This is a genomic window from Actinacidiphila paucisporea, assembly GCF_900142575.1.
GTDB classification, from domain to species: Bacteria; Actinomycetota; Actinomycetes; order Streptomycetales; family Streptomycetaceae; genus Actinacidiphila; species Actinacidiphila paucisporea.
The window spans coordinates 1-26,215 of the sequence record NZ_FRBI01000043.1 but is presented as its reverse complement, the minus strand read 5'-3'; the positions used below and the strand labels follow the sequence as shown (position 1 = coordinate 26,215).

The following is a 26,215-nucleotide window of genomic DNA, read 5'->3' as shown; positions in this document are numbered from 1 at the left end:
TGGGAGCCCGCATCGAAGACCGGGCACCCGGGCTCCGCGCCGCGTCCGCGGCCCGGATCCGAATACACCGATGGGCGCGGGGGCAGCACCTTCCTCAAGCGTGAGGGGCCTCCACGTCCAGATGCGTTTCCGGACGATAGCAGATGGAATTGCAGCCTCTTTACCCGCCCCTTGGCACTGAGCATCATTCGGCCGGGGGTACGGAGGGGACCGGGTCGACGTACAGCATCCGCGAGGTGAGGCTCTGCTTGACCTGGCCGCCGACCCACGACAGGGCGGTCGCCAGCAGGGTCAGGCCGAAGGCGCGGCCGCTGAAGAGCGTGGTGTCCTTGAAGACGACGACGAAGACGCCGATCATCAGGATCTGCACGGCGTAGACCAGCATCCCCGCGGCCATGGCGATCTGGGGCCGGTCCTCGGTCATGGTCATCAGCACGTACGAGCCGAGGGCGAAGAAGACCGCGACCACCGCGACCGCCACCAGTCCGCCGACGAGGCCTTTTTCGCCTGCGAGTACGGCGCTGACGACGGTGGCGACAACTCCTACGGGCGCGGCGACAAGCGCGGCCCCCTTGAGGATTCGGGCGTCGTTCTGCTGCATGGTCGGCTCCTCCGGCGGGAGTTGGGGCAAGCGGATGTCGTCGGAGACGAGCGTAGTCAGGGAGCGAGGGTGTGCCTCACGCCGGTAGACCGCTCATCCGGTCTATCGGCGTCTTCCCTGCTTTCGTGAACGGTATCACAAAGTATTTGATGCGGTCTTTACCATGGACATGTGCTGCCTGTCACAGGACTGTGCTCGCGACACGCCGCCCGTTTTACCGCAGATGTCCGGGGGCCGAGCGCTCAGTTGCGGGTCTTGACCGGGCTGCGGCTGTCCGATCGCCGCTCCGACCTGCGGTCGGGCAGTCGCGAACGGTCACCGATCGCGGTCGAGCCGTGCAGAGCCGGGTGGTCGGGCGAGCGCATCTCGCGCTCCGCGGCGGCCGCTCCCGCGGCCAGCCGCCGGCGGCGGCGCCGGTAGCGCGGCGGGACCACGGACTCCGCCCAGTCGGGGGCGGCAGGCTTGAAGCGCGGCAGCAGCAGCACGACCAGCCCGACCGCGCTGAGCGAGACGATCACCAGCACGATCCACAGGCTGGAGGAGTTGACCGAGAAGGCCACCGCGGCGAAGGCGAACAGCGCGCACCAGAAGTACATGATCAGCACCGCGCGGCTGTGCGAGTGCCCGATCTCCAGCAGCCGGTGGTGCAGGTGGCCGCGGTCGGCGGCGAAGGGCGACTGGCCCTTCCAGGTCCTGCGGACGACCGCGAGGACCAGGTCGGCGGCCGGGATGGCGATCATCGTCAGCGGCAGCAGCAGCGGCATGTAGACCGGCACCATGAAGTGCACGGTCTGCCGGGTCGATCCGGTGAAGGAGGTGATCGCGTCGGGGTCGACCTGCCCGGTGATGGAGATCGCGCAGGAGGAGAGCACCAGGCCGATCAGCATCGAGCCGGAGTCGCCCATGAAGATCCGCGCCGGGTGGATGTTGTGCGGCAGGAAGCCCAGGCACATCCCGATCAGGATCGCGCTGAACAGCGTCGCCGGCGCGGCCGCCTCGACGCCGTAGCCGTACCACATGCGGTAGGCGTACATGAAGAAGGCGACCGACGCGATGCACACCATGCCGGCCGCGAGGCCGTCCAGGCCGTCGACGAAGTTCACCGCGTTGATGGTGATCACCACCAGGGCGACGGTGAGCAGCGTCGACTGGACCGGGGTCAGCGCGACCGGGCCGACGCCCGGCACCGGCAGCCACAGGATGGTGAGGCCCTGCAGCACCATCACGCCGGCCGCGATCATCTGCACGCCGAGCTTGATCAGCGCGTCCACGCCCCACTTGTCGTCCAGCACGCCGAGCAGCCAGATCAGCCCGGCCCCGGACAGCAGCGCGCGCGGCTCGTTGGACAGCGAGAAGACGTCACCGATGTTCGACAGGTGCGCCGCGACCAGCAGACCCGCGCACAGGCCGCCGAACATGGCGATGCCGCCGAGCCGCGGGGTGGGCTCCCGGTGAACGTCACGTGCCCTGATGGGCGGCATCGCGCCGGCGGCGATGGCGAACTTCCGCACCGGCCCGGTCAGCAGATACGTGACCGCGGCGGCGACGAAAAGGGTCAGCAGATACTCGCGCACGAGCCGCCTCCGACAGTCTCGGGAGCGTAGCGGTGCTGCGCACACGTCCGGGGGTGGTACCTCACAGCGTCACACCCTAGTGGTGACCGGGCCGGGACGGCGAACACCTGTAGAGACTCACAGGCAGCCCGTGCGGTTGCACCCGCACCGCACGCGTCCTCAGGAGGGCCGGACGGTGGCGCCGACGCCGGTCAGCGCGGTCACCATCGGGTCGAGCGCGGTGTGGATCTCCGCACCGATGCTGCGGAAGTACGAGATGGGGGCGCCGTACGGGTCGCCGACCTCGTCGGCGTCCGGGCTGGGGGCCAGCAGCCAGCCGCGCAGCGCGGCGGCGGCGCGGACCAGTGCCCTGGCCCGCTCGGTGACGCTGCCCTCGGGCAGGGTGGTGGTGTCTATGGCCCGCACCAGCCGGGTGAACTCCTTGAGCGTGAAGGTCCGCAGGCCCGCCGCGTGGCCCATCGAGATGACCTGGGCGCGGTGGTCGCGGGTCGCGGTGAGCACCAGGTCGGCGTCGATGACGTGGTCGTCCAGCAGTTCCCTGCCGGTGAAGCCGGAGGGGTCGGCGCCGTACTCGGCGAGCACCGCGGCGGCGTGCGCCTCCATCGGAGCGCCCTCGTGCCCCCAGGTGCCCGCCGACTCCACCAGCATGCCGGCCGCGCCGCCGCCGAGCCGCCGCGCCAGGCCGTGCCTGGTCAGCCGCTCGGCCATCGGCGAGCGGCAGACGTTGCCGGTGCAGACATGGAGGATGCGGAAGACGTCACCGCTGTCTCCGGGGACGACGCGCTGGACGTACTGCGTGTGCCCCCGTATGCCGCGCCCGTCGGGCGTGGTCAACGGCGCTCCTCCAAGTCGGGTACGACCTTGCGCAGCTCCTCGGCGCTGATCGCACCGGCCCGCAGCAGCACCGGCACCTTGCCGGTGACGTCGACGATGGAGGACGGCACGGCGGCCGGGGTGGGGCCGCCGTCCAGGTAGACCGCGACGGAGTCGCCGAGCATGCCCTGGGCGGCGTCGCAGTCCTGCGGCGAGGGCATGCCGGTGAGGTTGGCGCTGGAGACGGCCATCGGCCCGGTGGCGGTGAGCAGTTCGATCGCGACCGGGTGCAGCGGCATGCGGACGGCGACCGTGCCGCGGGTGTCGCCGAGGTCCCAGGCCAGCGACGGCTGGTGCTTGGTGACCAGGGTCAGCGCGCCGGGCCAGAAGGCGTCGACCAGCTCCCAGGCCTGCTCGGAGAAGTCGGTGACGATGCCGTGCAGGGTGTTGGGCGAGCCGACGAGGACCGGCGAGGGCATGTTGCGCCCGCGGCCCTTGGCCTCCAGCAGGTCGCCTACGGCCTCGGCGTCGAAGGCGTCGGCGCCGATGCCGTACACCGTGTCGGTCGGCAGCACGACGAGCTCGCCGCGCTTGATCGCCGAAGTGGCCTCGCGCAGGCCGGTCGCCCGGTCGGTCGCATCCGAGCAGTCGTATCGCCGTGCCATGAGATGACCTCCGAAAGGTGCAGTGCTGCTGCCGGGTCCTGCGCCCGGTCGGCCCGCCTGGTCACGGCAGGGCCTTGCGGGCCGAGGTGAAGCGCGGGCGGTTGTTGAGATCGGGGTGGTCGGCCGCGTCCGCCCAGCCCGCGTCCTCCTTGAAGATCCACGGCACCTGGCCGCCCTGCGAGTCGGCGTGCTCGATGACGACGACCCCGCCGGGCCGCAGCAGCCGGTGCGCGGTGCGCTCGATGCCGCGGATGGTGTCGAGGCCGTCCTCGCCGGAGAAGAGTGCCAGTTCCGGGTCGTGGTCGCGGGCCTCGGGTGCCACATGTTCCCACTCGGTGAGCGGGATGTAGGGCGGGTTGGAGATGACCAGGTCGACCTGGCCGTTCAGTTCGGGGAAGGCGGTCAGCGCGTTGCCCTGGCACAGGTCGACCTTGCTGCCCTCGACGTTGGCGCGGGCGTAGTCGAGCGCGTCCTCGGACAGCTCCACGGCGTGCACGCGGGAGCGCGGCACCTCCTGGGCCAGGGCGAGGGCGATGGCGCCTGAGCCGGTGCACAGGTCGACGATCAGCGGTTCCGCGACGTCCATGGCCCGTACCGCGTCTATCGCCCAGCCGACGACCGACTCGGTCTCCGGGCGGGGCACGAACACCCCCGGGCCGACGCGCAGTTCGAGGTAGCGGAAGAAGGCCCGGCCGGTGATGTGCTGGAGCGGTTCGCGGGCCTCGCGGCGGGCGATGGCCTCCCAGTAGCGGGCGTCGAACTCGCTGTCGGCGACGCTGTGCAGCTCACCGCGTTTGACACCGTGGATGTACGCGGCCAGTTCCTCGGCGTCGAAACGCGGCGACGGCACGCCGGCGTCGGCGAGCCGCTGGGCGGCCTGCGCCACCTCGGCGAGCAGCAGGTTCACCGTCCGCCCCCTCAGCCGGCGTCGCCGGCGGCGGCCAGCTTGGCGGCGGAGTCGGCGTCCACGCAGGCCTGGATCATCGCGTCGAGATCGCCGTCCAGTACCTGGTCGAGGTTGTAGGCCTTGAAGCCGACGCGGTGGTCGGAGATGCGGTTCTCCGGGAAGTTGTAGGTGCGGATGCGCTCGGAGCGGTCGACGGTGCGCACCTGGCTGCGGCGGGCGTCGGACGCCTCGCGTTCGGCCTCCTCCTGCGCCGCGGCCAGCAGCCGGGAGCGCAGGATGCGCATCGCCGACTCCTTGTTCTGCAGCTGGCTCTTCTCGTTCTGGCACGAGACGACCAGACCGGAGGGCAGGTGGGTGATGCGGACCGCGGAGTCGGTGGTGTTGACCGACTGGCCACCGGGCCCCGACGAGCGGTAGACGTCGATCCGCAGGTCGTTCGGGCCGATCTCGACCTCGACGTCCTCGGCCTCGGGGGTGACCAGCACGCCGGCCGCGGAGGTGTGGATACGCCCCTGGGACTCGGTCGCGGGCACCCGCTGCACCCGGTGGACGCCGCCCTCGTACTTGAGCCTGGCCCAGACGCCCTGGCCGGGCTCATGGCTCGCCTTGGCCTTCACCGCGACCTGGACGTCCTTGTAGCCGCCGAGGTCGGACTCGTTGGCGTCCAGGATCTCGGTCTTCCAGCCGACGCGCTCGGCGTAGCGCAGGTACATCCGCAGCAGGTCGCCGGCGAACAGCGCCGACTCCTCGCCGCCCTCCCCCGCCTTGACCTCCAGGATCACGTCCTTGTCGTCGCTGGGGTCGCGCGGCACCAGCAGCAGCCGCAGCCGCTCGGTGAGCCCGTCGCGCTCCTTGTCCAGCTCCTTGACCTCGGCGGCGAAGTCCGGGTCGTCGACGCCGAGTTCGCGCGCGGTCTCGATGTCGTCGCCGGTCTGCCGCCACGCCCGGTAGGTGCTGACGATGGGGGTCAGCTCCGCGTACCGCTTGTTGAGCCTGCGGGCGTTCGCCTGGTCGGCGTGCACCGCGGGGTCGGCAAGCTGCTTCTCGAGGTCGGCATGCTCGCCGATCAGTTCCTCGACCGCCTCGAACATCATCAATCCCTAGCTGGAAGGAGTCTGGAAGGAGTAGGTGGGACGACAAAGCGCCGGTCCGGTCGCCCTGGGGTGGGCGACCGGGAACCGGCGCTTTCGGGTCGCTACTTCTTCCCGGACCCGGCGGCCTTGCCGAAGCGGGCCTCGAAGCGGGCCACACGGCCACCGGTGTCGAGGATCTTCTGCTTGCCCGTGTAGAACGGGTGGCACTCGGAGCACACTTCCGCGCGGATCTGGCCGCTCGTCTCGGTGCTGCGGGTGGTGAACGAGGCGCCACAGGTGCAGGTGACCTGGGTCTCGACGTACTCGGGGTGGATCTCGCGCTTCAAGGGTGCTCCTAGGTTCGGGAGGGCGCCGGGTCGCTCCGCGGGTTTGCGTCACGTGAACCGGGGCCAGCGGACCAGTCTGCCAGCACTGGCCGCATCTCCCAAAACCAGCTCCGGGGCGGGATAATTCCCCTACCGTACGGTTCGGCGTCTTCCCAGGTCAGCGGCCTGTCAGGGCTTTTTGTCCGCGGTGGGCGACGAGCCGACGACCTTGCCCGCGTCGACCTTGTCGGCCGCGGAGCCCTGGACGGCGGCGGCCGGGATGGTCCTGTCGGCGCGCAGCGCTGACCACACCATCGCGGCCTTGGCTTCGATGGGCTGCACCCGGTTGCGGTCGGCGGGGTCGTAGCGCACCGGCAGCGTGACCATGTGGATGCGGCCGGTCTTCAGGTTCCGGACGCTCTGTGCCAGGCCCATCAGCCTGCCGACCGAGCCGAGCCCGGTGTCGGTGGTGACGGCGCTGGTCGCGGTGTCGGCGACGGAGAAGAGCTTGGTGGGGCTGGTCAGCAGCCCCAGGCCGCTGATCCGGTCCATCAGCGCCCTCAGGAACGCTTGCTGCAGCTGGATACGCCCCAGGTCGCTGCCGTCCCCGACGCCGTGCCTGGTGCGGACCAGGCCGAGCGCCTGGTCGCCGTCGAGGGTGTGGGTGCCCGCGGCCAGCGTCAGGTGGCTCTTGGGGTCGGCTATGGCCGCCGTGGTGGTCAGCGGGACCCCGCCGAGCGCGTTGACCAGGTCCTTGAAGCCGGTGAAGTCGACCTCGACGTAGTGGTCCATCCGCACCCCTGACAGCTTCTCCACCGTCTTGACCGCGCAGGCCGGGCCGCCGACCTCGTAGGCGCTGTTGAACATCGCCTGCCGGGCCGCGGGGGCGGTGCCGCCGCCCGGCTTGCGGCAGGCGGGGCGGTCGATCAGGGTGTCCCGGGGGATGCTGACCACGCTGGCGCGCTTGTGGCCCTTGGCCAGGTGCACGATCATCGCGGTGTCCGAGCGGGCGGTGCCGCTGTCGTGGCCGTATCCCCGGTTGGCGCCCGAGCGGGAGTCCGAGCCGAGCACCAGGATGTCCATCGAGCCGTTGCCGAGCTTGACCGGGCGGTTGTTGCCGAGGGCCGAGTCGATGTCGACGCTGTGGATGTTGCCGTTGAGCCGGAAGTAGACGTATCCGGCGCCGCCCGCCCCCACCAGCACCAGTCCCGCCGCCACCCACGCGGTGATCCGCAGGCCCCGGCGCCGGCGCCGGAGGCCCTTGAGGGCGGTGGCGCCGGACGGCGGTCGGGAGTCGCCTGTGCCGGACATTCCTCCATCGTGCGCCGCCCCTGCCCGGTTCGGCATCCGGGGAGGAACCGGCGGGCCCGCGTACCCCCGGGCCAGAGGACACGCGGACGACTTTTTCGTCACGCTGGGCGACGGGTGGTGACCGAGGCGGGCCTCCCGCGCGCGGGAACGGCCCCGCCCACCGGGAAATCCGGTGGGCGGGGCCGTTCGCCTGACCGCGGGTGGCGGGTCAGTCGTTGTTCTGGCCCGGCGTGGTCTTCGCGATCTGCATCAGGAATTCCGCGTTGGACTTGGTCTGCTTCATCTTGTCCAGCAGCAGCTCGATCGCCTGCTGCTGGTCGAGCGCGTGCAGCACCCGGCGCAGCTTCCAGACGATGCCCAGCTCCTCGCTGTTGAGCAGGATCTCCTCCTTGCGGGTGCCGGACGCGTCCACGTCCACCGCCGGGAAGATGCGCTTGTCGGCGAGCTTCCGGTCGAGCTTGAGCTCCATGTTGCCGGTGCCCTTGAACTCCTCGAAGATCACCTCGTCCATCCGCGAGCCGGTCTCGACCAGCGCGGTGGCCAGGATGGTCAGCGAGCCGCCGTCCTCGATGTTGCGCGCGGCGCCGAAGAACCGCTTCGGCGGGTAGAGCGCGGTGGAGTCCACACCACCGGACAGGATGCGGCCGGAGGCGGGCGCGGCCAGGTTGTAGGCGCGGCCGAGCCGGGTGATCGAGTCCAGCAGCACGACCACGTCGTGGCCCAGCTCCACCAGGCGCTTGGCGCGCTCGATGGCCAGCTCGGCGACCGTGGTGTGGTCCTCGGCGGGGCGGTCGAAGGTCGAGGAGATGACCTCGCCCTTCACCGACCGCTGCATGTCGGTGACCTCTTCCGGGCGCTCGTCCACCAGCACCACCATCAGGTGGCACTCCGGGTTGTTGGTGGTGATCGCGTTGGCCACGGCCTGCATGATCATGGTCTTACCGGTCTTCGGCGGGGCCACGATCAGACCGCGCTGGCCCTTGCCGATCGGCGAGACCAGGTCGATGATCCGGGTGGTCAGCACGCCGGGGTCGGTCTCCAGCTGGAGCCGGTCCTGCGGGTACAGCGGGGTGAGCTTGTTGAACTCGGGACGGCCGCGCCCGGAGTCGGCGGCCATGCCGTTCGCCGAGTCCAGCCTGACCAGCGCGTTGAACTTCTCGCGCCGCTCGCCGTCCTTGGGCTGCCGCACCGCACCGGTGACGTGGTCGCCCTTGCGCAGCCCGTTCTTGCGGACCTGCGCCAGCGACACGTACACGTCGTTCGGACCCGGCAGGTAGCCGGACGTGCGGATGAACGCGTAATTGTCGAGGATGTCGAGGATGCCCGCCACCGGGATCAGCACGTCGTCGTCGGCGACCTGCGGCTCGCCCGCGCCGCCGCCGAACTCCTCGCGGCGGTTGCCGCGGCCCCGGCGGTCGCGGTAGCGGCCCCTGCGCCGGCCCCTGCCGTCACCGAACTCGTCGTCGTCCTGCGGGCCGCCGCCGCCCTGGCCGCCGCCGGCCTGCTGCTGGCCCTGGCCGCCGCCGCCCTGCTGCTGGCGGTCGCCGCGGTCCCGGCCCTGCCGGTTGCCGCCGTCGCCGCCGCCGTCCTCGCGGTTGCGCTGGCGGTCCCGCTGGCGCTCCCTGCGGTCGCCGCGCTGCCCGCGCTGGCGGTCCTGGCGGTCGTCGCCGCCCTGCTGCCTGCCGTCGCCCTTGGCCTCGGCCTGGCCCTCGGCGGTGTCCGCGGCGGCCTCGGCCGCCCGCTCGGCCCGCTCGGTCTTCGCGGCCTTGGGCTGCTCACCGGCCGGCTGGCCGGGAATCTCGATCTGCTTGTGCTCCTGCCGCTGCTCGGGGGCCGCGGTCGCCGTCGCCGCCGCGGCGGCCGGGGCCGCCTCGCCGTCGGACTTCTCGATGCGGGCCTTCGAGGTGGTGCGCCGCTTGGGCTTGTCCGCGGCGCCGTCGGCGGCCGCGGGGGCGGCCGGCGCGGACGCGCCGCCGCCTGCCTGGCGCTCCTTGATGGTCTCGATCAGCTGGCTCTTGCGCATCCGCGCGGTGCCCTTGATACCGAGGCCTGAGGCGAGCTGCTGCAGTTCGGCCAGCACCATGCCGTCCAGGCCGGTCCCGGTCCGGCGGCGCCGCGACGCACTGGCCGTGGCAGCACCGTTAGCAGGCGCGGCGGCGTCGGACGAGGCGACAGTGTCATCTGCGCGCACGCCCATCAGATCGGTGGTGTCGCTCACGAAGGGTCCTTCCCTGGAGCGGACGTCGGCCTGTCTGGCTCGGCGACCGGTCGTGCTGTCCGGATCTGGGCGTTTCCGCTGCTCAGAGCCGGGGCGGTGGTCCGCCTGATGGCGGCAGAAATACATACGTGCCTTCGGCACGGAGGGAACTCGTACCGAAACTCCGGAGCGTGCTCAACACCGCTCGGGCAGAATCCGACTCTTCGGACCTTGCCTTATGCGGTGTGGGAGGCTCCCGGAAGAAAAGCGGTCCCACGGTAGGGACACAGTGCATCGCGCCCATCGGGCATCGAATGCAGGCTTGAGATTAACACTACCGGATCCAACGAACATTCCCCCTCTCACGACCGGCAATCGTGTCACTGCCCCCCGGCGAGCGGCAGGACACACGCCCCGGACACGTCCAGGTCCAGGCGGTTCGCCGCCCAGCCCTCGCCCGCGATCCGGGAGACCTTGTCGGCGGCGCCCTCGTCGGTGAACGCCAGGACCGTGGGTCCCGCGCCCGACACGACGGCGGCCACGCCCTCGCCCCGCAACCGGTGGACCAGCGCCAGGGTTTCGGGCATCGCCGGCGCCCGGTAGTCCTGGTGCAGCCGGTCCTCGGTGGCCGGCAGCAGCAGCTCGGGACGCCTGGTCAGGGCCTCCACCAGCAGCGCCGCCCGCCCCGCGTTGGCCGCCGCGTCCACATGCGGGACGGTACGCGGCAGCAGCCCGCGCGCGGTCTCGGTGAGCACCGGCGTGGCGGGCACGAAAACCACCGGGACCAGCGAGTCCGCCGGGTCGAGCCGGATGGCCCGGGCCGCGCCGCCCTCGCTCCAGGCCACGGTCAGGCCGCCGAGCAGGCACGCCGCGACATTGTCGGGGTGCCCCTCGATCTCGGTGGCCAGCTCCAGCAGCGCGGTGTCGTCCAGGACGGACGGGCCACCTATGGTCACCGCGCGGGCGGCGATGATGCCCGCGCAGATCGCGGCCGACGACGAGCCGAGGCCGCGGCCGTGCGGAATGCGGTTCGCGCACACCACCTCAAGGCCGCGCGGCTGGCCGCCGAGCAGGTCGAAGGCGGTCCGCAGCGAGCGCACGACGAGGTGTTTCTCGTCCCGAGCCAGCGTCTCGGCGCCCTCGCCGGCGATGTCCACGTGCAGCCCGGCGTCGGCGACCCGCACCACGATGTCGTCGTAGAGGCCCAGGGCCAGTCCGAAGGCGTCGAACCCGGGCCCGAGGTTGGCGCTGGTCGCGGGGACGCGCACTCGTACTGCGGCAGCGCGGAACGCGGGACCGGCCATCTTTCGACGAATCTCCTTGTGCGGTTCGCCCTGCGGGCGCGGCGCCATTGCCGGGCGGCGGGGCGGGGAGTGGCGATGCGGGGTGGCATCAGCCGGATTCGGGGCACACTGCGGTGCCGCCTGCTTCCAGCTTATCGAAGGAAGGTTCTCTTGCGACATAGGGCGCACGCACAGCGCGTGATGCGTGTCGCCCATCGCGCGTGCGCCCCTGGTGCGGTTCCCCTCCGGCGGGGGTCTGCCGTGCCGGAGGGGCGCCCCCCGCCGGAGGGGCGCCCCCTGTGCCCCGCGCCCCGCTGAGGCGCCCTGTGGAGCAGGAGACCAGGTCAGGCCAGGCCCAGGCTCTCCGCGGCGGCGTCCGCGTCGACCGGCACCGTCAAGGGTGCGGGGGCCCCCGCGACGGCCCAGTCCGGGTCCTTCAGGCCGTTGCCGGTGACCGTGCAGACGATGCGCTGGCCCGGGTCGATGCGGCCCTCTTCGAGGGCCTTGAGCAGGCCGGCGACCGATGCCGCGGAGGCGGGCTCCACGAAGACGCCCTCCTTGGCCGCCAGCAGGCGGTAGGCGGCCAGGATCTGACGGTCCGTCACCGCCTCGATGACGCCGCCGGACTCGTCCCGCGCCTCCTCGGCGAACTGCCAGGACGCGGGGTTGCCGATCCTGATCGCGGTGGCGATCGTCTGCGGACTGCGCACCGGCGCGCCGTTGACGATCGGCGCGGAACCCGACGCCTGGAAACCCCACATCCGGGGCTTGCGGGTGGCCATCCCGTCCGCCGCGTACTCGCGGTAGCCGCGCCAGTAGGCCGTGATGTTCCCCGCGTTCCCGACCGGCAGCAGGTGCAGGTCGGGCGCGTCGCCGAGCGCGTCGACGATCTCGAAGGCCGCGGTCTTCTGCCCCTCGATCCGCACCGGGTTCACCGAGTTGACCAGGGCCACCGGGTACTTCTCGCTGAGCCCGCGGGCGAGGTCCAGGCAGTCGTCGAAGTTGCCGTCGACCTGGAGGATGCGGCTGCCGTGGACCAGCGCCTGGCCCATCTTGCCGAGCGCGATCTTGCCCTGCGGGACGAGCACCGCGCAGACCATGCCGGCGCGTACCGCGTAGGCCGCCGCGCTGGCGGAGGTGTTGCCGGTCGAGGCGCAGATGACGGCCTGGGCGCCGTCCTCCTTGGCCTTGGAGATGGCCATGGTCATACCGCGGTCCTTGAAGGACCCGGTCGGATTCGCGCCCTCGACCTTGAGGTACACGTCGCAGCCGGTGCGCTCCGACAGCAGTTGGGCCGGTACCAGCGGGGTGCCACCCTCCAGCAGCGTGACCACCGGGGTGTCCGGGCCGACCGGGAGCCGGTCGCGGTACTCCTCGATGATGCCGCGCCACTGGTGGGTGCCCGACATTCGGGGCTGGTCGATTGTTCCGTTCATCGCGGATCTACTCCCCTTCCACACGCATGATGCTGGCGACGCCGCGTACGGTGTCGAGTTTCCGCAGGCTGGAGACGGTCGCCGAGAGGGCGGCGTCCGGCGCGCGGTGGGTGACGACGACGAGGGACGCCTCGCCGCCCTCCCTCCCCCAGCTACCGCTGGGAGGTGCCCCCGGCCCGCCGTCCTGCTCGGTGGCGGCCTCGTCGCCGCCGCCTTGGTTTCTGCCCTGCTGGCGCACCGTGTCGATGGACACGTCGTGCTCGGCGAACACCGTGGCGACCTGTGCGAGGACGCCCGGTTTGTCCGCCACGTCGAGGCTGATGTGGTAGCGGGTGACCACATCCCCCATCGGGCTCACCGGCAGTTGCGTGTAAGCGGACTCGCCGGCACCGGTGGTCGCCGCCAGTTTGTTGCGGCAGGCGGCCACCAGGTCGCCGAGGACGGCGGAGGCGGTGGGTGCACCGCCGGCGCCGGGACCGTAGAACATCAGCTGACCGGCCGCCTCCGCCTCGACGAAGACGGCGTTGTAGGCCCCGCGCACGGAGGCCAGCGGGTGGCTGAGCGGGATCATCGCGGGATGCACCCGGGCGGTGACCGAGCGGCCGTCGCGGGCGCGCTCGCAGATGGCCAGCAGTTTGACCGTGCAGCCCATCTTCTTCGCCGAGGCGATGTCGGCCGCGGTGACCTCGGTGAGGCCCTCGCGGTGGACGTCGTCGATGGTGACCCGGGTGTGGAAGGCGATACCGGCCAGGATCGCGGCCTTGGCGGCGGCGTCGAAGCCCTCGACGTCGGCCGTGGGGTCGGCCTCGGCGTATCCCAGCGCGGTGGCCTCGTCGAGCGCCTCGCTGTAGCCGGCGCCGGTGGAGTCCATCTTGTCGAGGATGAAGTTCGTGGTGCCGTTGACGATGCCGAGCACCCGGTTGACCTTGTCGCCGGCCAGCGATTCGCGCAGCGGCCTGATCAGCGGGATCGCCCCGGCGACGGCGGCCTCGTAGTAGAGGTCGACGCCGTGCTCGGCGGCCTTGGCGTGCAGGCTCGCGCCGTCGGCGGCCAGCAGCGCCTTGTTGGCCGACACCACGGAGGCGCCGTGCTCGAAGGCGGTGGTGATCAGCGTACGCACCGGCTCGATACCGCCGATGACCTCGACCACGACGTCGATGTCGCCGCGCTTGACCAGCGCGGTGGCGTCGGTGGTGAGCAGCTCGGCGGGCACCCCGTCCCGTACCCGGTTGGGGCGGCGCACCGCGATACCGGCCAGCTCGATCGGCGCCCCGATCCGGGCGGCCAGGTCGGCCGACTGCGTCGTGATGATGCGCGTGACCTCGGAGCCGACCACACCGCAGCCCAGCAGCGCCACTTTCAGCGGACGCGTACGCATCATCCGACCTCGTCTCTCGTACAGCTCTCGTGTCGCGTGGGTACGGCCCCGGCTCCCGGTCTCCCGGCTCCCCGGTCCCGTACGGCGTGGAGGGAACCAGTCTCACCCACCGGATGGGAGAAGCCACGCCGTGTCCGGATTGCGAGACCGTCCGGGCGGGCCGTGAGATTTGCCGTCCGCCTGGCGATCTTGCCGTGTTTCGCCGCACCGGGCGGGCGCCCGCCGTAGATCCTCTGCCGCGGGTTCTCCGTACCGACGCCGGCCTGTTCCGCACCGACGCCGGCCTGTTCCGCGTGCGCCGGCCTCAGCCGACATCGAGCCGCAGCAGGTCCTCCTCCGTCTCGCGCCGGACGATGACCCGCGGCTTCCCGTCCGCGACCACCACCACCGGCGGGCGCGGGACGTGGTTGTAGTTGCTGGCCATCGAGCGGCAGTACGCGCCGGTGGCCGGCACCGCGAGCAGGTCGCCGGGCGCCAGGTCGGCCGGCAGGAACGCGTCCTTCACCACGATGTCGCCGCTCTCGCAGTGCTTGCCGACGACCCGGCTGAGCATCGGCTCCGCGTCGCTGCGGCGGGAGGCCAGCGCGACGGTGTACTCGGCGTCGTAGAGCGCGGTACGGATGTTGTCCGACATCCCGCCGTCGACGCTGACGTACGTGCGCAGGCCCTCCAGCGGCTTGACCGTACCGACCTCGTAGAGGGTGAAGGCGGTCGGGCCGACGATGGCCCGGCCCGGCTCGACCGACAGCCGCGGCGGGTCCAGGCGGGCCGCCTCGCACTCGCGGCTGACGATCTCGCCGAGCGACTTGGCGATCTGGTACGGCTCCGCGGGGTCGTCGTCCGCGGTGTAGGCGATGCCGAGGCCGCCGCCGAGGTCGATCTCGGGCAGCTGCACCCCGTGCTCGTCGCGGATCGCGGCCAGCAGCGACACCACCCGGCGGGCGGCCACCTCGAAGCCGGCCATGTCGAAGATCTGCGATCCGATGTGGCTGTGGATGCCGATCAGCTCCAGGCTCTCCAGCTTCAGCACCCGGCGCACCGCCTCCGCGGCCTGCCCGCCGGCCAGCGCCAGGCCGAACTTCTGGTCCTCGTGCGCGGTCGCGATGAATTCGTGGGTGTGCGCCTCGACGCCGACCGTCACCCGGATCTGCACCGGCTGCCGCCGCCCGTGCCGCTCGGCGGCGGCCGCGACCCTGACGATCTCCTGGAAGGAGTCCAGCACGATCCGGCCGACGCCGGCCGCGACCGCCCGGTCGATCTCGGCGTTGCTCTTGTTGTTGCCGTGCATCGCGATCCGCTCGGCGGGCATGCCGGCGTCCAGCGCGACGGCCAGCTCGGCGCCCGAGCAGACGTCGAGGTTGAGCCCCTCCTCGTGCAGCCAGCGCACGACGGCCCGGGACAGGAAGGCCTTGCCTGCGTAGAAGACGTCGGCGTCCGGCCCGAAGGCGGCCCGCCAGGCCCGGCAGCGGGCCCGGAAGTCGGCCTCGTCCAGCACGTACGCCGGCGTGCCGAACTCGGCGGCCAGGTCCCGTACGTCGATCCCGCCGACCTCGACGGCGCCGTCGGCGTTGCGGGTGACGGTACGGGACCAGATGTGCGCGTCCAGCCGGTTGAGGTCGGCGGGCGGGGCGGCGTAGTGCCCTTCCGGCAGTACGTCGGCGTGGCGGGGCCCTGCGGGGTGTGCGGATCGGCTCACGGCGGTGTCTCTCGTTCTCGTCTTCTCGTCAGAGATGGTCGGGTGCGCTGATGCCGAGCAGGTGCAGGCCGTCGGCGAGCACGATGCCGGTCGCGTCGGCGAGGCGGACCCGGGCAGCGTGGACGGCCGAGGGTTTCTCGTCCCCCTTGGGCAGCACGGGGCACTCGTCCTGGAACCGGAGATAGGCGTCGGCCAGCCGCTCCAGATGCCGTGCGAGCCGATCGGGCGCGCGGCGGCGGGCGGCGGTCTCGACGACCCGGGGGAAGTCGGCGATCAGCCCGAGCAGTTCCGTCTCGGCGGGGTGCCGGTACGGGTCCCGGGCAGCTGCCTCGACGCGAACACCCAGGTCATGGGCGTTGCGCAACAGCGCGCGGGTACGGGAGTGGGCGTAGCGGACCCGGAAGAGCGGGTTCGCCTCGCGCTGGGCGAGCAGGGCGGGTCCCGGGCGCGGCGGGTCCTCCGCGGGGGGCCGGAGCAGCGACCAGCGGGCGGCGTCGCGGCCGAGCCGGCCGGGGTCGCCGTCGCCCTCCGCCACGGTGAGGCCCTCCCGGCGGCTGCCGGGCCCGGCGCCGGCCGCCCGCAGCAGCCCGTTGACGACGTCGGCGACCATCGTGGCCCGCACCGCGCCGGGCGGCTCCGGCACGACGGTGACGCCCTCGCCCGCGAGCCCCTCGCCCCGCCCGTAGTCCGCCCCCTGCTCGCGCACCTGCCGTACGACGTCGGCGTAGGCCCGCGCGCTGAGCGTGATGTTCAGGAACCCGGCACCGGCGACCTCGACCTGGGCGATCCCCGGCTCCCTGGCGAGCCGCGCCGCGAGGATCCCGGCGACCTCGTACGCGCTGCGACCCGCCTGCCCGGCGAGCTGCAGCGCCACGTTCGTCGCGTAGTCCCCGCACCCCGGCCGCGGCGGCCGCTGCACCACGATCTTCTCCGGCACCGCGACCCGCAGCTCGTCCGCCGCGACGGCACGCCTGACCGTGCTCAGCACGGTCCACGACAGCTCGGCGGGGGTCACGGGAAAAGGGTAGGCGAGAGGGAGCACCCCGTGGCGACCGGGTTTTACCCGCCCTATACGCCACCGGAGGCAGCGGCGGCCTGCGTCCCCGCGTCGGCGTCCGGCTGCTGGTCCGGCCCCCGGCGTATCAACCGCCGCACGGTCTCCACCAGCTCGGCCGGCTCGAACGGCTTCCCCACATACGCGTCCACCCCGCGCGGCCCCCCGGCCCCGTCCGGCAGCCCGCCCGCGCTGACCATGACGATCCCGACGTCCCGCGTCCACGGATCCGCGTCCGCCCGCAACCGCGCCGCCGTCCGCACCCCGTCCAGTCGCGGCATCACCACGTCCAGCGTCACCACATCGGGCCGCACGCTGTGCACGATCTCCAGGCACTCGGCACCATCAGCCGCGGTCACGACCTCGAAGCCCTCCAGCTCCAGGTTGACCCTGATCAACTGCCGGATCACCTTGTTGTCATCCACAACAAGCACCCGGCCGGTCGCACCCGCCACACCCCGAAGCCTAGGCGCGCCACTCCTGATGCGTCCGCGTTTTGCCCATTTCTCCCCCACGAACGACGCCCCCCGCCCCTCACGCCCCACCCAAACCCTGTCCGGCCCACCCCTCCCGTACTGGTAGTGTTCTTCCCGTCGCCCCCGTAGCTCAGGGGATAGAGCAACGGCCTCCGGAGCCGTGTGCGCAGGTTCGAATCCTGCCGGGGGCACTTCCGGAAAAGCCCGTTGACCTGCGGAAACGCAGGTCTGACGGGCTTTTATTTTTGCCAAGACACACGGCCAACGGGACCGTTGCACTTTTCGCCACGCACAATCGGCCAGGCCGCTGACCAGGCGCTTTCAGACGCGAGTGGTTCGTTGACCACCCAAGCGAGGGGCACTTTCCGCAGCCTGTGGCGTATTCGTGACGCGGGAAGGAAGACCGCCGGGCAAGACAGGCAGGATGCCCAGGGCGTATCTGAGCGAGACGTGTCGCCGGTAGACCCTGCTGGAGCGCCTTAAAATCCCGGCTCTCTTGCTGCGGAAACGGAGCCCGCATCGTCACGGAGTGCGACGGCGTCAGCCGCAGGGGAGTGTCACGCTACTCGTAGTCGCCCAGGAATTTGTCGATGCGGCCATTCGCGACCGTCTGGCGCCCGTAGATGCACTTCGCATAGGTGCGCAGCAGCGTCTCGACGGTGTTGCCCGCCCGCTCGGCCACTTCGGTGGGATCCACTCCCGCGTTCAGCCACGTTGACAGCGCCGAGTGCCGCAGGTCGTACGCACGAGCAACAAGAGGCGATTCCACCAGATCCGGTGGGAGCGCCAGGACGCGCGCGTCTCGCAAGGTCGTGCGATAGCCGCTGGACCCCAGCACCCGTCCACGCTCGGTGAAGAACATTCTTCCGTCGGCCGCCGTACCGAACGTGTCGACGCTCTGCCTCCCGATCGTCACCAATTGTGGCGACAGTGGCACTACACGAACCGCTCCGCCCTTCCGGCTCTTCAGACCGCGCTCATCGTGGTTACGGCCGCTGTACGTGTACTTCTTGCCAGCTTGCGGACGGGTCTCGTGCAGCACGAACCGGCCCCAGCCCTGTGCCGGCAGAACGCAGTCCTGGTACTTCACGGCCGCGGCTTCTTCAGGCCGCAGACCGGCGTAGTACATCCCCGCGAAGAACCCCACCAGCCGCCGTCCCCGAGCCCGCCTGTACAGCCCTACATACGAGAGGGCGTCGAGCAGCGAGCGTGCCTGGCCCGGATTCACCACAACTCGCGGATCGACCTCCTCGTCGTCCCTCGGCACCTGCCAGGGGATCTCGGGAATCAGGTCCTCACCGGCGCCGCACCCGCCGAACGCGTAGCCGACCGCATTCACCAACGTCTTCTTACGGTGGGCGCTGCGTACTTCCCGGCACCGCAGACCCATTCGCTCGAACGCTCAGCGACCGGATGACCCCTTCATCACTTCCGGATCCAGAAGATCGTCCACGGGCCGCGTCGCCCGAGCCACCCAGCGCAACGCCATCCGTTCGTCGCCCGGCACCTCCCGGTCCGCCGGACGCGGCACCACAAACGCCCGAAGTCGCAGCGCCCGGCGCAACAGCTCCTCGTCGGGCCGCAGCATCCGTCCTCTGATCATGGCCAAAGTGAGGGCGCACAGTCCGTCATTGTCTTCACAACGTGTCTTCGCCGCGGTCTGCCGCCAGCGCACGTCCATGTACTCCAGCGCGAAGTCATACCAACTCCGTCCGGCAAAAGGCGAACTGCTACGACCGGCCACGGCAGCCCCAGCGCCGCCGCCCGCCCCGGCTTCGCGCCTCACAGCGCTCACCAACCCAGCCGCCAGCTCATCGGCAACGCGCCTGACACTCGCCGACGTGCCTCTCCCCCGCCCCGCCGCGCCCGGTCTCCCTGGATGCTTCCCCGCACTCACCTTCCTGGCACGCCGTGCCTCATTCCGCATGACGCTCGCCGCCTCTCTACCTGTTCAACGATCGACGCGGAGGAGGCGTGCCGCTCACCCGGGATGCGCTGGCTCATTTGCTGGCGAAAACCAGCTGACGGTTACAGCGCGACGCCATACGGGACGCCTCCGCAGAGTCGCGTGTCCCCAGTTGCGCGGGGCATACTGCGTCTATGCAGCCAGGGATGCGCTACGCGGACATCCGCCCGTACATGGTTCCCGAGTCGCTCAGCGAGCTGGCCGGCCCGACGAGCGGAATCGTCAATCTGCCCCTGAGCCTGGACTGGTCCCAGCAGCGCCGTTACGACCTCAGCGTCGACAAGGACCGGCGTCGCCTCTACGAGACTGTCATCCGCGAAGCCCTGAACGTCTCTGAACTGCGGCGGTTTCTTGACGCAGGATTGCTGCTGCACCTGTGGCCCTCGCTTTGGCTGCCCGTACGCGCGAAATCGCTGTGGCAGGAGAGATTCCCCCAGCTGAGGTCCGCTGCTGCCGCATAGTGTGATCCGCATGGACCACCTCCACGCCCGTCTGACCCGGCTCGCCCTGGCGGCCGCAGCAGGGGACGGCTTCGTACTCGCCGGCGGATACGCCGTCCAGGCCCACGGCATCCTCAACCGCGTCTCCGACGACGTCGATCTCTTCACCGATCAGGGTGATCCGCAAAGATTCGACGCCGCAGTGAACGTGGTGCGGGACGCCTATACAGCTGACGGGCTGACGGTCGAGGTGATGCGATCTGGAGACTCCTTCGCGCGCCTGCTGGTCACCGACGAAGACGGTCGGGAGACGAAGGTGGAAATGGGCTACGACTGGCGCGCTGAACCGCCCGTCATGATGGACATCGGCCCCGTCCTGCATCCCGACGATGCTGTCGCCAACAAGGTCTCCGCCCTCTACTCCCGCGCGGAAGCCCGCGACTACGTCGACGTCCACGCTGCGCTCACCAGCGGACGCTACTCGGCCCAGGAACTTCTGCGCCTGGCCGAAGAGCGCGATCCGGGCTTCGACCGCCCCATGTTTGCCCAGGCGCTACGCGCCTCAAGACGCTGGGACGACCAGGACTACATGGAGTACGGCCTCGACGCCGAAGCCGTCATCCGCCTGCGTTCCGCGATGGAGTCATGGGCCGACGAACTGGAACTCGGCGCCCGCCCGACTGACGAGCTGCGGCCGTCCCAGGACAACCAACCGGGCCCCACCCCTCAGAAGCCGGCCGACCGTCCGACTTCCAAGCCCCCGACATCTCCTCCAGGTGCCAACCCCGGAACCCGCAAGACCCACTAACCTCCGCTTTTCGGTGCTCTACCGCACTTGCCACTTGAAATGGCGGTTCTCCGCAAGGACACGGGTGCAAAACCCGCGCCTGCAGCGGCCGTCAGCACGGCGGAACGGGGCGGACCACTCGGTAGGGTGACCTCGCCGAGGTCCGCCTCGGTCCCTGCGCCCGTCCGGCACGGTGCGGGTGGCGTGGGACGAGCAGGGGGTTCGGGTGGCGGACGTCTCAGCCGCGCAGGCGCTTGCTCGAGCGACGGCTGTCGGTGGGCGGGTGGCCGATCTGGTACGACGGGAGCCCCGAGGAGACGATCAGACGTGTCCCTGGGAGCTCGTCGTGACCCTCAGCGGCAGCCCCGAGGACCGGGCGGCCGCCGGGTGGATCGTCGCCGACGAGATCATGCGGGAACGCACCGACGGACGCCCCCCGACATACGGAAAGTGGCGCGAGGCCACCTTGAACGGGACGAAGCTGACCGGGAGAGATCACGTCCTCGTGAAGGCGTTCGCGGAGCCCGTCTTCGCAGCGGCAGCCGCAAAGAAGAAGGGCAACCACGGGCTGGCCGGGTACGTAGGCGAGTGGCTCTGGTACCTCCTGACCCGCGACCTGCCCGAGGATCTCCACGGCGCGCGCCGTGGAGATCCTCGGGCCGCCGAAGGCCTCTGTCAACGACGGAGGCGGCGACGGACTCGTCGTCTACCGGGAAGCCGGTACGGCCCGGAGTTTCTCCTTCCGCTTGTGGGAAATGAAGAAGTACACCGGAAAGGCGAACCGGCCGGGTGGAGCCATCCTCAAGGGCTGGACGCAGCTCAGCACCAAGGGGGCGACCTACTTGGGAATGCTCTCCTGGGGCGACAACCTGCTCGCTGACGACACCCGGGAGTTCGTAGGCAGTCTGGCCGAGCAGTGGGTCGATGAGGAGGAGTCGGCCGGCGGCGGCGTTAGCGTCGCGCTGAACGCCACGGCGATCCCGACGAAGGCGTTTCACCTCGCGCACAAGCATTTCACCACCCACAAGCATCCCGGCGCGCTGAAGGGCCTGGTGGTGGCGATAGACAATCTTGAGGGCTTCGCCGAAGAGGTGAGGGAGTACGTGTGGACCGCACTCTAGATCCGGCGGTGCTCGCGACCGCCCTCGGCGAACACCGCCCCGGCGGGGTCCTGCCCTCCGCGCAGGAGCTGCTGGCGTCCATCACCCAACTAGAGATCGCCGCCTTCGGCAGGGACCAGGAAATCCCTGACAACGTGCTGGCGACGGCGTGGCTCCTGCACGGACTGGCCGCGGTCGAGCCCGAGGCGCCCGGGTTCGACCCGGTGCGGACCCGGCAGGCCCTCGCGGTCAGCGCCCACGTGATGGACCTGGCCCTGGCCGACGAGCGACACACCGATACAGAGCGGCTGAGGATCGCCTTCGCCGCCCAGGCCGGGTACCGCAGGTGCGAGCAAGAGCCCAATGCCACCGCCGTCTATCGCCAGGTCAAGAACCTGGTGGACTTCGCCTCCTCGCTCCCGGCACACCTCGACACCCTGGCCCTGGAGGCCGGTGTCGTGTTCCTGGCGTTCGACCGGCCCGACCTGAACCGGGCCCTGGCCGCCTGGCGCCGCCAGTTCGCGGATCTCCGTGAGCTGATGGACGGCGATCCGCTCGCGGGCACGATGTACGGACCCGCCGCGGCCGTCGTCGAAGCGGTCCACCTCCTGCGCCTGTTCCTCTCGTTCGGCGATCCGGACCGCCTGCAGGACGCACAGGACCTGCTGGGCAGCGTGCTCGACGGCCGGGCCGGCCGCAGTGACCCGCCCGCCCGGTGGGTCGCGGCCCACCTTCTCGGCCTGAGTGCGCAGGGGAACGTTGTCAATAGCCGTGGCGCGGAGGGTTCTCTGCAACGCCCCTGCTGGAGGCGCATGTTCCCTCCCGTTCGCGGCCGGATGCGGCGAACAGTAGGGGTCAGGCGATCCCCGCGACGGCGCGGGCGACCGCTCCGGCTCCGTCCTCCCGGGCCAGCCGATCGGCCGCCGCCGCGGCGCGCCGGCCCGGCTCGGGGTCCCGGGTCGCCCGGGTGAGTGCGTCGGCCAGTCGTGCGGAGGTCAGTTCGGCGAAGGGGATCGCGTCCGGGGCGACGCCGAGCTGCACGAGGCGGGCGGCCCACCAGGGCTGGTCGGTCATCACGGGGACCGGTACGGCGGGTACGCCGGCCCGCAGTCCTGCCGCGGTGGTGCCGGCGCCCCCGTGGTGGACCACTGCGGCCGTGCGCGGCATCAGCCAGCCGTGCGGAAGGGCGTCGACGGTGATGAGGTCGTCGCCGACCACGCGGAGCCCGGCCCAGCCGGACTGGATGATCCCGCGCAACCCGGCTCGCCGGAGGGCCCGGGCCGCCAACTCGCCGAGCTGCTGCGGGTCGCCGGGCATCGTACTGCCGAAGCCGATGAGGACCGGGGGCGGTCCGGCTGCCAGGAAGTCCGCGACCAGCGCGGGCGGTTGCCAGTTCGGACACTCGTGGGGCCACCAGTAGCCCGCCTCGTGCAGACCGGGCCGCCAGTCCGCCGGGTGCGGTACGACCCAGGGGCTGTAGCCGTGCCAGATCGGCCACTGGCTGCGCTCCCGGTCGCCGCGCAGCCGGTGACCGCTGCGGCGGGCGAGTCCGAGGCGGGCGTGCAGCTCCCGGTTCGCGGTGCGGTACACGGTGTCCATCAGGGCGTTGGCCGCTCGCGCGCGGACGGCGTTGGCGCGGCCTGCGGGGCGTGGGGCCAACGTACAGTGGGAGAACTCCGCCGTGGGCACGTCGGGTTGCAGGAAGACGCCCATGCTCGCGATGCCGTGGTGCCGCGCGACGACCGTGCCGATCGGGGCCGCGATGCTCGACAGCAGGAGAAGGTCGGCCTTGGGGTCCACCGCGCCGAGGATGCTGTCGGCCAGGGACAGCATGCCCTGTTCTGCGGCCCGGACGAACGAGCCCGCGGACCGGAGCGCGCGCAGCGCGTTCACCCGCCGGCCTGCGGCGCTGAGCGAAGTGCGCGCGCGGATGAGCGCTTCGAAGGGATCGGCCTCCAGCGGACGCATGCTGAGGCCGCAGCACCCCGCCATCGTCGCGAACTTGGCGTGGGTGACGAGCTCGACGTCGTGGCCCTCGGCCATGAGCCGGTGTGCGAGGCCGGTGTAGGGGGCGACCGAGCCGGTCGTCCCCACGGTGACGACTTGGATCCGCATCGAACGGCTCTCCTTCCCGGTCCCCCGCAACTGCCCGACCCTCACGGTACTGGTCAAAACTGGCAAATCGGCTCGACACGACGGCAGTATGTGAGCCCGCCCGGCACCTTCGGGACGGCCTGACCCCTGGCGATCAACCGGAACCGCGCCGTCGGCATGCCGCCGCTCCGATCCCCCAGACCGGTGACAACTGCTCGGGCAAACCGGGCTTCCCCCGTGACACCTGCGCCGGACACCCCTCCCGCCGCGCGAACAGCGGTAAGAACGCATCGAAGAACCCGACCTCCCAGGAATGCCGGGGCACCGCCGGACACCGGCGGCGCCCCGGAGCGGGGCCACTGCTGCGGGGCAGGCACACCACGGTTGCAGGACTGATCGGAGACTCCTCGTGAAGCACGGCGCGCGTACGACCCTGGCCACCGCCCTCACCTTGGGCGCACTGCTCCTCGCCCTTCCCTCCGCTTCTGCGGCGAGTGACCCGGTGACCTACGTGGCACTGGGCGACTCCTTCGCCTCCGCCCCCTTCGTCACTCCCGCCGACCCCGGCAACCCCGGCTGCCTGCGCTCCCTGGTCAACTACCCGCACACCGCGGCCAAGGCCCTGGGCGCCACGCTCACCGACGTCAGCTGCGCAGGCGCCACGGTCGAGGACCTCAGCGCCCCCCAGGCCGCCGGTACCCCCGCCCAGTACGCGGCGCTCACGCCCGCCACCGACATCGTCAGCCTCACCATCGGCGGGAACGACACCGGTCTGTTCACCGCGGCGCTGGGCTGCACCAACCTTCTTCCCGAACCCCTGGGAAGCAGCTGTGCCGACCGGAACACCCAGGGCGGCACCGACGTCATCGACACCAGGATCGACGCGTGGGCGCCGAAGTTCGCAGCCGTCCTGGACACGATCCGCCGGCTGGCACCGCACGCCCAGGTGTTCGCCGTGAGCGGAGGCAGCTACATCCGCTCCGGTGGCTGCTTCCCCTCCCAGCCCGTCTGGGGCAGGGACGCCACGTACCTGCAGAGCAAGATCGACCACCTCGCCGCGGTCGTCCAGCAGGCCACAGAGGCCCACGGTGACACCTTCGTCGGCGCCACGCCCCTCACCGCCGGCCACGACATCTGCGCCGCCCCCGCAGACCGGTACATCGAAGGATTCGTCCCCGCGTCCCCGGCCGCGCCCCTGCACCCCAACGCCAAGGGGTCCGCCGCCGTCGGCATCGCGCTCGCCGCAGCGGTCGAGCGGGCACTGAGCCCTGCCCACGCCTGACGAGAACATGAGCGCCGCCGGTGGGCGGCCCGGCCAGGATGGCACGAGGGAGGGCGTGATGAAGAGCCACAGCGCCTCACGGCGCAACCAAGATCCCCGACAGCGTCAGGCACTCAAGGACGGCGGGGGACGCCTTCAGGTGCTGCTGCTTCCCGGACACGGTCACGAGGGTCGGGCCACCAGCGAGATGTGATCAAGGGGTGCGCCGCTGGATTCGCCAGAAGGGATTCAGCGAGGCATTCGACGGTTGGCCTGCAGATAAAGAAGTGTGCCGTCGCACCCAGACGCCTGGCCCTTCTCCGCGCCACTCGAACAGGTCGAGGTCGGTGAGGTCCACGGTGTCGGGGTCGAGGCCCGCACGGCGCAGGAACTCCAGCAGATCGATCGGGCTGTAGGCCACGCCCAGGATCGTGCCGTCGAGCGGACGCGGCGCCCCCGGTGTCCGCCGGCGGATAGACGATCACGCGGTATCCCACCTGGCCAGGATGCCTCGGGGCAGTAGCGGCCGCATCCTGGTGCTGCGGCCCCGCCCAGCGGAACCAGGAGCCCCCAAGGCTGCTCACTTCGGTGGCGGCGCCCGGCGCCGGGGCGGCTGAGGTTTCGGAGAGTCAGTGTTGTTGTGCGGGCTCTGCTCACCCCCATTACCTTCTTGGTGGCCCTGCAATGGGGCGTTCCGAGACCCGGAACATCCACCCCAGCGGTCAGTTGGCAGCGGGGCCGGATCACAAGCCGTCCTGATAGCTCAGGAACCAGTGGGTGTCGAAGTAGCGGGCCATCGTGAACGGATGGTGCCGGTCAAGGAGGATGCGGCAGACGAACTCCGCGGCCGGGCAGTCGAAGAGGACGTCGCGGTTGTCGAAGGTCCGGACCGCGACGGGCCAGCGGTCCGGGTCCCCGCCGTCGACCCGCCAGCAGTACAGGTCCTCGTGTTCGGTGCCTGCCCAGATGAGCAGACCGTCCTCCCGCAGATGCGTCCACGGCTCCTGGTTCAGGTCGAGGTAACCGTCGAAGGCGCCCACACCGAAGGTCGCCACCATGCGTTTGTAGTCACCGGGAAGTCTCGATCCCAGGCGCCCCTCGATCCGCGCCCAGTCGACGTCCTGCCGTCGCGAGGAGGGGGTCCAGCCGGTGACGCGGACGAGCCGGTCGACCCAGTCCTCATCCTGGCCCAGTGGCCCCACGGGCGGTGCCTGCGTGCGCCGCGGCGCGGTCGCCAGCACCGGCCGGACGACGCCTTCCGCGTCCCGCGCCGTCCCCGCACCGATCCACTGCTCCCCGTACGCCCATGCCCGTATCGTCACCCCCCGCCCTTCGAGGCCGGTCAGCAACCCCGCGCCGCTCCACTCATCCGCGGTCGGATCCGTGAAGCCGTCAAGGACAAGGGTTCGCGGGGCACCGTAGCGACCGTCCAGCAACTCCACGAGTGCGTGTGGGTCGACATCCGAGGGCAGGTGCAGACACCCGCCCGGGGAGGTGATTCGGGCCAGCAGGTCGTTGAGCGTCGATTGCGTGAGTTCCATGGCGGCAGTGAAGCGCACCGCACCGACAACAAGCCTGCCGAGAACGAGGTGCAGCGCAGGTCCGCCGGTCTACCAGGTCGCGGTGCTTGCGAGCCCTCGACACCCGGGGGCGAACAGGCGATCAGGCAGGGGGTGACATGGCGGTTGAGCGTCACAGACACCTGATGCCTCGTCCCTCCGGGACAAGGCATTCGGGTGGTCCACATGGGCAGGGCGCGCCGCGCTGCGGCCGGTCA

The 26,215-nt window shown here is 71.1% G+C and carries 25 protein-coding genes and 1 tRNA gene; 5 read left to right on the top strand and 21 right to left on the bottom strand.

Features of this window, described 5'->3' with window-relative positions; translation table 11 throughout:
* Window positions 1–184: 184 nt before the first annotated feature.
* From BUE44_RS34020 to BUE44_RS33950, 15 genes are all read right to left on the bottom strand, one after another.
* Window positions 185–601, bottom strand: a complete 417-nt coding sequence (locus tag BUE44_RS34020) for a hypothetical protein (RefSeq protein ID WP_073502892.1) — start codon at window positions 599–601, stop codon at window positions 185–187.
* 242 nt (window positions 602–843) lie between these two features.
* Window positions 844–2,175: an MraY family glycosyltransferase gene (locus BUE44_RS34015; RefSeq protein ID WP_073502891.1), complete on the bottom strand. Its 1,332-nt coding sequence runs from the start codon at window positions 2,173–2,175 to the stop codon at window positions 844–846.
* Between the two features lie 159 nt (window positions 2,176–2,334).
* Window positions 2,335–3,009, bottom strand: coding sequence for an arsenate reductase/protein-tyrosine-phosphatase family protein (locus BUE44_RS34010; RefSeq protein WP_079190334.1), 675 nt, complete (start codon window positions 3,007–3,009; stop codon window positions 2,335–2,337).
* Window positions 3,006–3,653, bottom strand: coding sequence for an L-threonylcarbamoyladenylate synthase (locus tag BUE44_RS34005; RefSeq protein WP_073502890.1), 648 nt, complete (start codon window positions 3,651–3,653; stop codon window positions 3,006–3,008). Before BUE44_RS34005 ends, BUE44_RS34010 begins: the two co-directional genes overlap by 4 nt.
* Window positions 3,654–3,714: 61 nt before the next feature.
* A complete protein-coding gene (gene prmC, locus BUE44_RS34000) occupies window positions 3,715–4,560 on the bottom strand; it encodes a peptide chain release factor N(5)-glutamine methyltransferase (protein WP_073502889.1) in 846 nt (281 codons plus the stop codon).
* Between the two features lie 11 nt (window positions 4,561–4,571).
* A complete protein-coding gene (gene prfA / locus BUE44_RS33995; RefSeq protein WP_073502888.1) occupies window positions 4,572–5,651 on the bottom strand; it encodes a peptide chain release factor 1 in 1,080 nt (359 codons plus the stop codon).
* A 104-nt stretch (window positions 5,652–5,755) separates the two neighbouring features.
* The gene (rpmE, locus tag BUE44_RS33990; protein WP_073502887.1) at window positions 5,756–5,980 is read right to left on the bottom strand and encodes a 50S ribosomal protein L31; all 225 of its coding nucleotides are present in this window, start codon (window positions 5,978–5,980) and stop codon (window positions 5,756–5,758) included.
* A 168-nt stretch (window positions 5,981–6,148) separates the two neighbouring features.
* Entirely contained in the window at window positions 6,149–7,270 is a 1,122-nt protein-coding gene (locus tag BUE44_RS33985) for an LCP family protein (protein ID WP_073502886.1), read from the bottom strand.
* 208 nt (window positions 7,271–7,478) lie between these two features.
* Entirely contained in the window at window positions 7,479–9,488 is a 2,010-nt protein-coding gene (rho, locus tag BUE44_RS33980; protein ID WP_235002744.1) for a transcription termination factor Rho, read from the bottom strand.
* A 359-nt stretch (window positions 9,489–9,847) separates the two neighbouring features.
* The gene (thrB, locus tag BUE44_RS33975) at window positions 9,848–10,771 is read right to left on the bottom strand and encodes a homoserine kinase (protein ID WP_073502884.1); all 924 of its coding nucleotides are present in this window, start codon (window positions 10,769–10,771) and stop codon (window positions 9,848–9,850) included.
* Window positions 10,772–11,094: 323 nt separating this feature from the next.
* The gene (gene thrC / locus BUE44_RS33970) at window positions 11,095–12,186 is read right to left on the bottom strand and encodes a threonine synthase (protein WP_073502883.1); all 1,092 of its coding nucleotides are present in this window, start codon (window positions 12,184–12,186) and stop codon (window positions 11,095–11,097) included.
* 7 nt (window positions 12,187–12,193) lie between these two features.
* A complete protein-coding gene (locus tag BUE44_RS33965) occupies window positions 12,194–13,567 on the bottom strand; it encodes a homoserine dehydrogenase (RefSeq protein WP_073502882.1) in 1,374 nt (457 codons plus the stop codon).
* Window positions 13,568–13,868: 301 nt separating this feature from the next.
* Window positions 13,869–15,260 (bottom strand): diaminopimelate decarboxylase, encoded by a 1,392-nt coding sequence (gene lysA, locus BUE44_RS33960; RefSeq protein ID WP_073502881.1) that lies wholly within the window; start codon window positions 15,258–15,260, stop codon window positions 13,869–13,871.
* Between the two features lie 28 nt (window positions 15,261–15,288).
* Window positions 15,289–16,275, bottom strand: a complete 987-nt coding sequence (gene nrtL / locus BUE44_RS33955; RefSeq protein ID WP_073502880.1) for an ArgS-related anticodon-binding protein NrtL — start codon at window positions 16,273–16,275, stop codon at window positions 15,289–15,291.
* Between the two features lie 53 nt (window positions 16,276–16,328).
* Window positions 16,329–16,769, bottom strand: coding sequence for a response regulator transcription factor (locus tag BUE44_RS33950; protein WP_073502879.1), 441 nt, complete (start codon window positions 16,767–16,769; stop codon window positions 16,329–16,331).
* A 140-nt stretch (window positions 16,770–16,909) separates the two neighbouring features.
* Between BUE44_RS33950 and BUE44_RS33945 the strand changes: the two genes are divergently transcribed.
* Window positions 16,910–16,981 (top strand) — tRNA-Arg (locus tag BUE44_RS33945).
* Window positions 16,982–17,352: 371 nt separating this feature from the next.
* On the opposite strand, the gene BUE44_RS33940 is transcribed toward BUE44_RS33945, so the two are convergent.
* Entirely contained in the window at window positions 17,353–18,129 is a 777-nt protein-coding gene (locus tag BUE44_RS33940; RefSeq protein WP_073502906.1) for a site-specific integrase, read from the bottom strand.
* Window positions 18,130–18,192: 63 nt separating this feature from the next.
* Window positions 18,193–18,576, bottom strand: coding sequence for a hypothetical protein (locus BUE44_RS37265; protein ID WP_143172650.1), 384 nt, complete (start codon window positions 18,574–18,576; stop codon window positions 18,193–18,195).
* A 326-nt stretch (window positions 18,577–18,902) separates the two neighbouring features.
* Here BUE44_RS37265 and BUE44_RS33930 point away from each other — a divergent pair, with 326 nt between their 5' ends.
* The 3 genes from BUE44_RS33930 (at window position 18,903) to BUE44_RS39055 (ending at window position 21,104) form a co-directional block, all read left to right on the top strand.
* A complete protein-coding gene (locus tag BUE44_RS33930) occupies window positions 18,903–19,217 on the top strand; it encodes a hypothetical protein (protein ID WP_200804613.1) in 315 nt (104 codons plus the stop codon).
* A 10-nt stretch (window positions 19,218–19,227) separates the two neighbouring features.
* Window positions 19,228–20,004: a nucleotidyl transferase AbiEii/AbiGii toxin family protein gene (locus tag BUE44_RS33925; RefSeq protein WP_079190336.1), complete on the top strand. Its 777-nt coding sequence runs from the start codon at window positions 19,228–19,230 to the stop codon at window positions 20,002–20,004.
* Between the two features lie 623 nt (window positions 20,005–20,627).
* A complete protein-coding gene (locus BUE44_RS39055; protein ID WP_235002743.1) occupies window positions 20,628–21,104 on the top strand; it encodes a hypothetical protein in 477 nt (158 codons plus the stop codon).
* 89 nt (window positions 21,105–21,193) lie between these two features.
* On the opposite strand, the gene BUE44_RS37675 is transcribed toward BUE44_RS39055, so the two are convergent.
* Window positions 21,194–21,877: a hypothetical protein gene (locus tag BUE44_RS37675; protein ID WP_159450330.1), complete on the bottom strand. Its 684-nt coding sequence runs from the start codon at window positions 21,875–21,877 to the stop codon at window positions 21,194–21,196.
* A gap of 61 nt (window positions 21,878–21,938) precedes the next feature.
* Window positions 21,939–23,198, bottom strand: coding sequence for a glycosyltransferase (locus BUE44_RS33910; RefSeq protein WP_073502875.1), 1,260 nt, complete (start codon window positions 23,196–23,198; stop codon window positions 21,939–21,941).
* Between the two features lie 388 nt (window positions 23,199–23,586).
* On the opposite strand from BUE44_RS33910, the gene BUE44_RS33905 reads away from it, so the two are divergent.
* Window positions 23,587–24,459, top strand: a complete 873-nt coding sequence (locus tag BUE44_RS33905; RefSeq protein WP_200804612.1) for an SGNH/GDSL hydrolase family protein — start codon at window positions 23,587–23,589, stop codon at window positions 24,457–24,459.
* Between the two features lie 193 nt (window positions 24,460–24,652).
* Here BUE44_RS33905 and BUE44_RS39685 read toward each other — a convergent pair whose 3' ends face one another.
* Both BUE44_RS39685 and BUE44_RS33895 read right to left on the bottom strand, forming a co-directional pair.
* Window positions 24,653–24,859, bottom strand: a complete 207-nt coding sequence (locus BUE44_RS39685; protein WP_073502874.1) for a hypothetical protein — start codon at window positions 24,857–24,859, stop codon at window positions 24,653–24,655.
* Between the two features lie 322 nt (window positions 24,860–25,181).
* Window positions 25,182–25,979 carry an SMI1/KNR4 family protein gene (locus tag BUE44_RS33895; RefSeq protein ID WP_073502673.1) on the bottom strand — a complete coding sequence of 266 codons (798 nt, stop codon included), beginning with the start codon at window positions 25,977–25,979 and terminating at the stop codon, window positions 25,182–25,184.
* Window positions 25,980–26,215: the final 236 nt, after the last annotated feature.

What these genes read in the sequence shown, in the direction of transcription:
- thrC (WP_073502883.1), bottom strand. Translation starts at nt 12,186, where the DNA reads ATGAACGGAACAATCGACCAGCCCCGAATGTCGGGCACCCACCAGTGG.
- BUE44_RS33925 (WP_079190336.1), top strand. Translation starts at nt 19,228, where the DNA reads ATGGACCACCTCCACGCCCGTCTGACCCGGCTCGCCCTGGCGGCCGCA.
- BUE44_RS33910 (WP_073502875.1), bottom strand. Translation starts at nt 23,198, where the DNA reads ATGCGGATCCAAGTCGTCACCGTGGGGACGACCGGCTCGGTCGCCCCC.
- prfA (WP_073502888.1), bottom strand. Translation starts at nt 5,651, where the DNA reads ATGTTCGAGGCGGTCGAGGAACTGATCGGCGAGCATGCCGACCTCGAG.
- BUE44_RS33895 (WP_073502673.1), bottom strand. Translation starts at nt 25,979, where the DNA reads ATGGAACTCACGCAATCGACGCTCAACGACCTGCTGGCCCGAATCACC.
- thrB (WP_073502884.1), bottom strand. Translation starts at nt 10,771, where the DNA reads ATGGCCGGTCCCGCGTTCCGCGCTGCCGCAGTACGAGTGCGCGTCCCC.
- BUE44_RS34020 (WP_073502892.1), bottom strand. Translation starts at nt 601, where the DNA reads ATGCAGCAGAACGACGCCCGAATCCTCAAGGGGGCCGCGCTTGTCGCC.
- BUE44_RS33985 (WP_073502886.1), bottom strand. Translation starts at nt 7,270, where the DNA reads ATGTCCGGCACAGGCGACTCCCGACCGCCGTCCGGCGCCACCGCCCTC.
- BUE44_RS33930 (WP_200804613.1), top strand. Translation starts at nt 18,903, where the DNA reads ATGCGCTACGCGGACATCCGCCCGTACATGGTTCCCGAGTCGCTCAGC.
- BUE44_RS33965 (WP_073502882.1), bottom strand. Translation starts at nt 13,567, where the DNA reads ATGATGCGTACGCGTCCGCTGAAAGTGGCGCTGCTGGGCTGCGGTGTG.
- BUE44_RS34005 (WP_073502890.1), bottom strand. Translation starts at nt 3,653, where the DNA reads ATGGCACGGCGATACGACTGCTCGGATGCGACCGACCGGGCGACCGGC.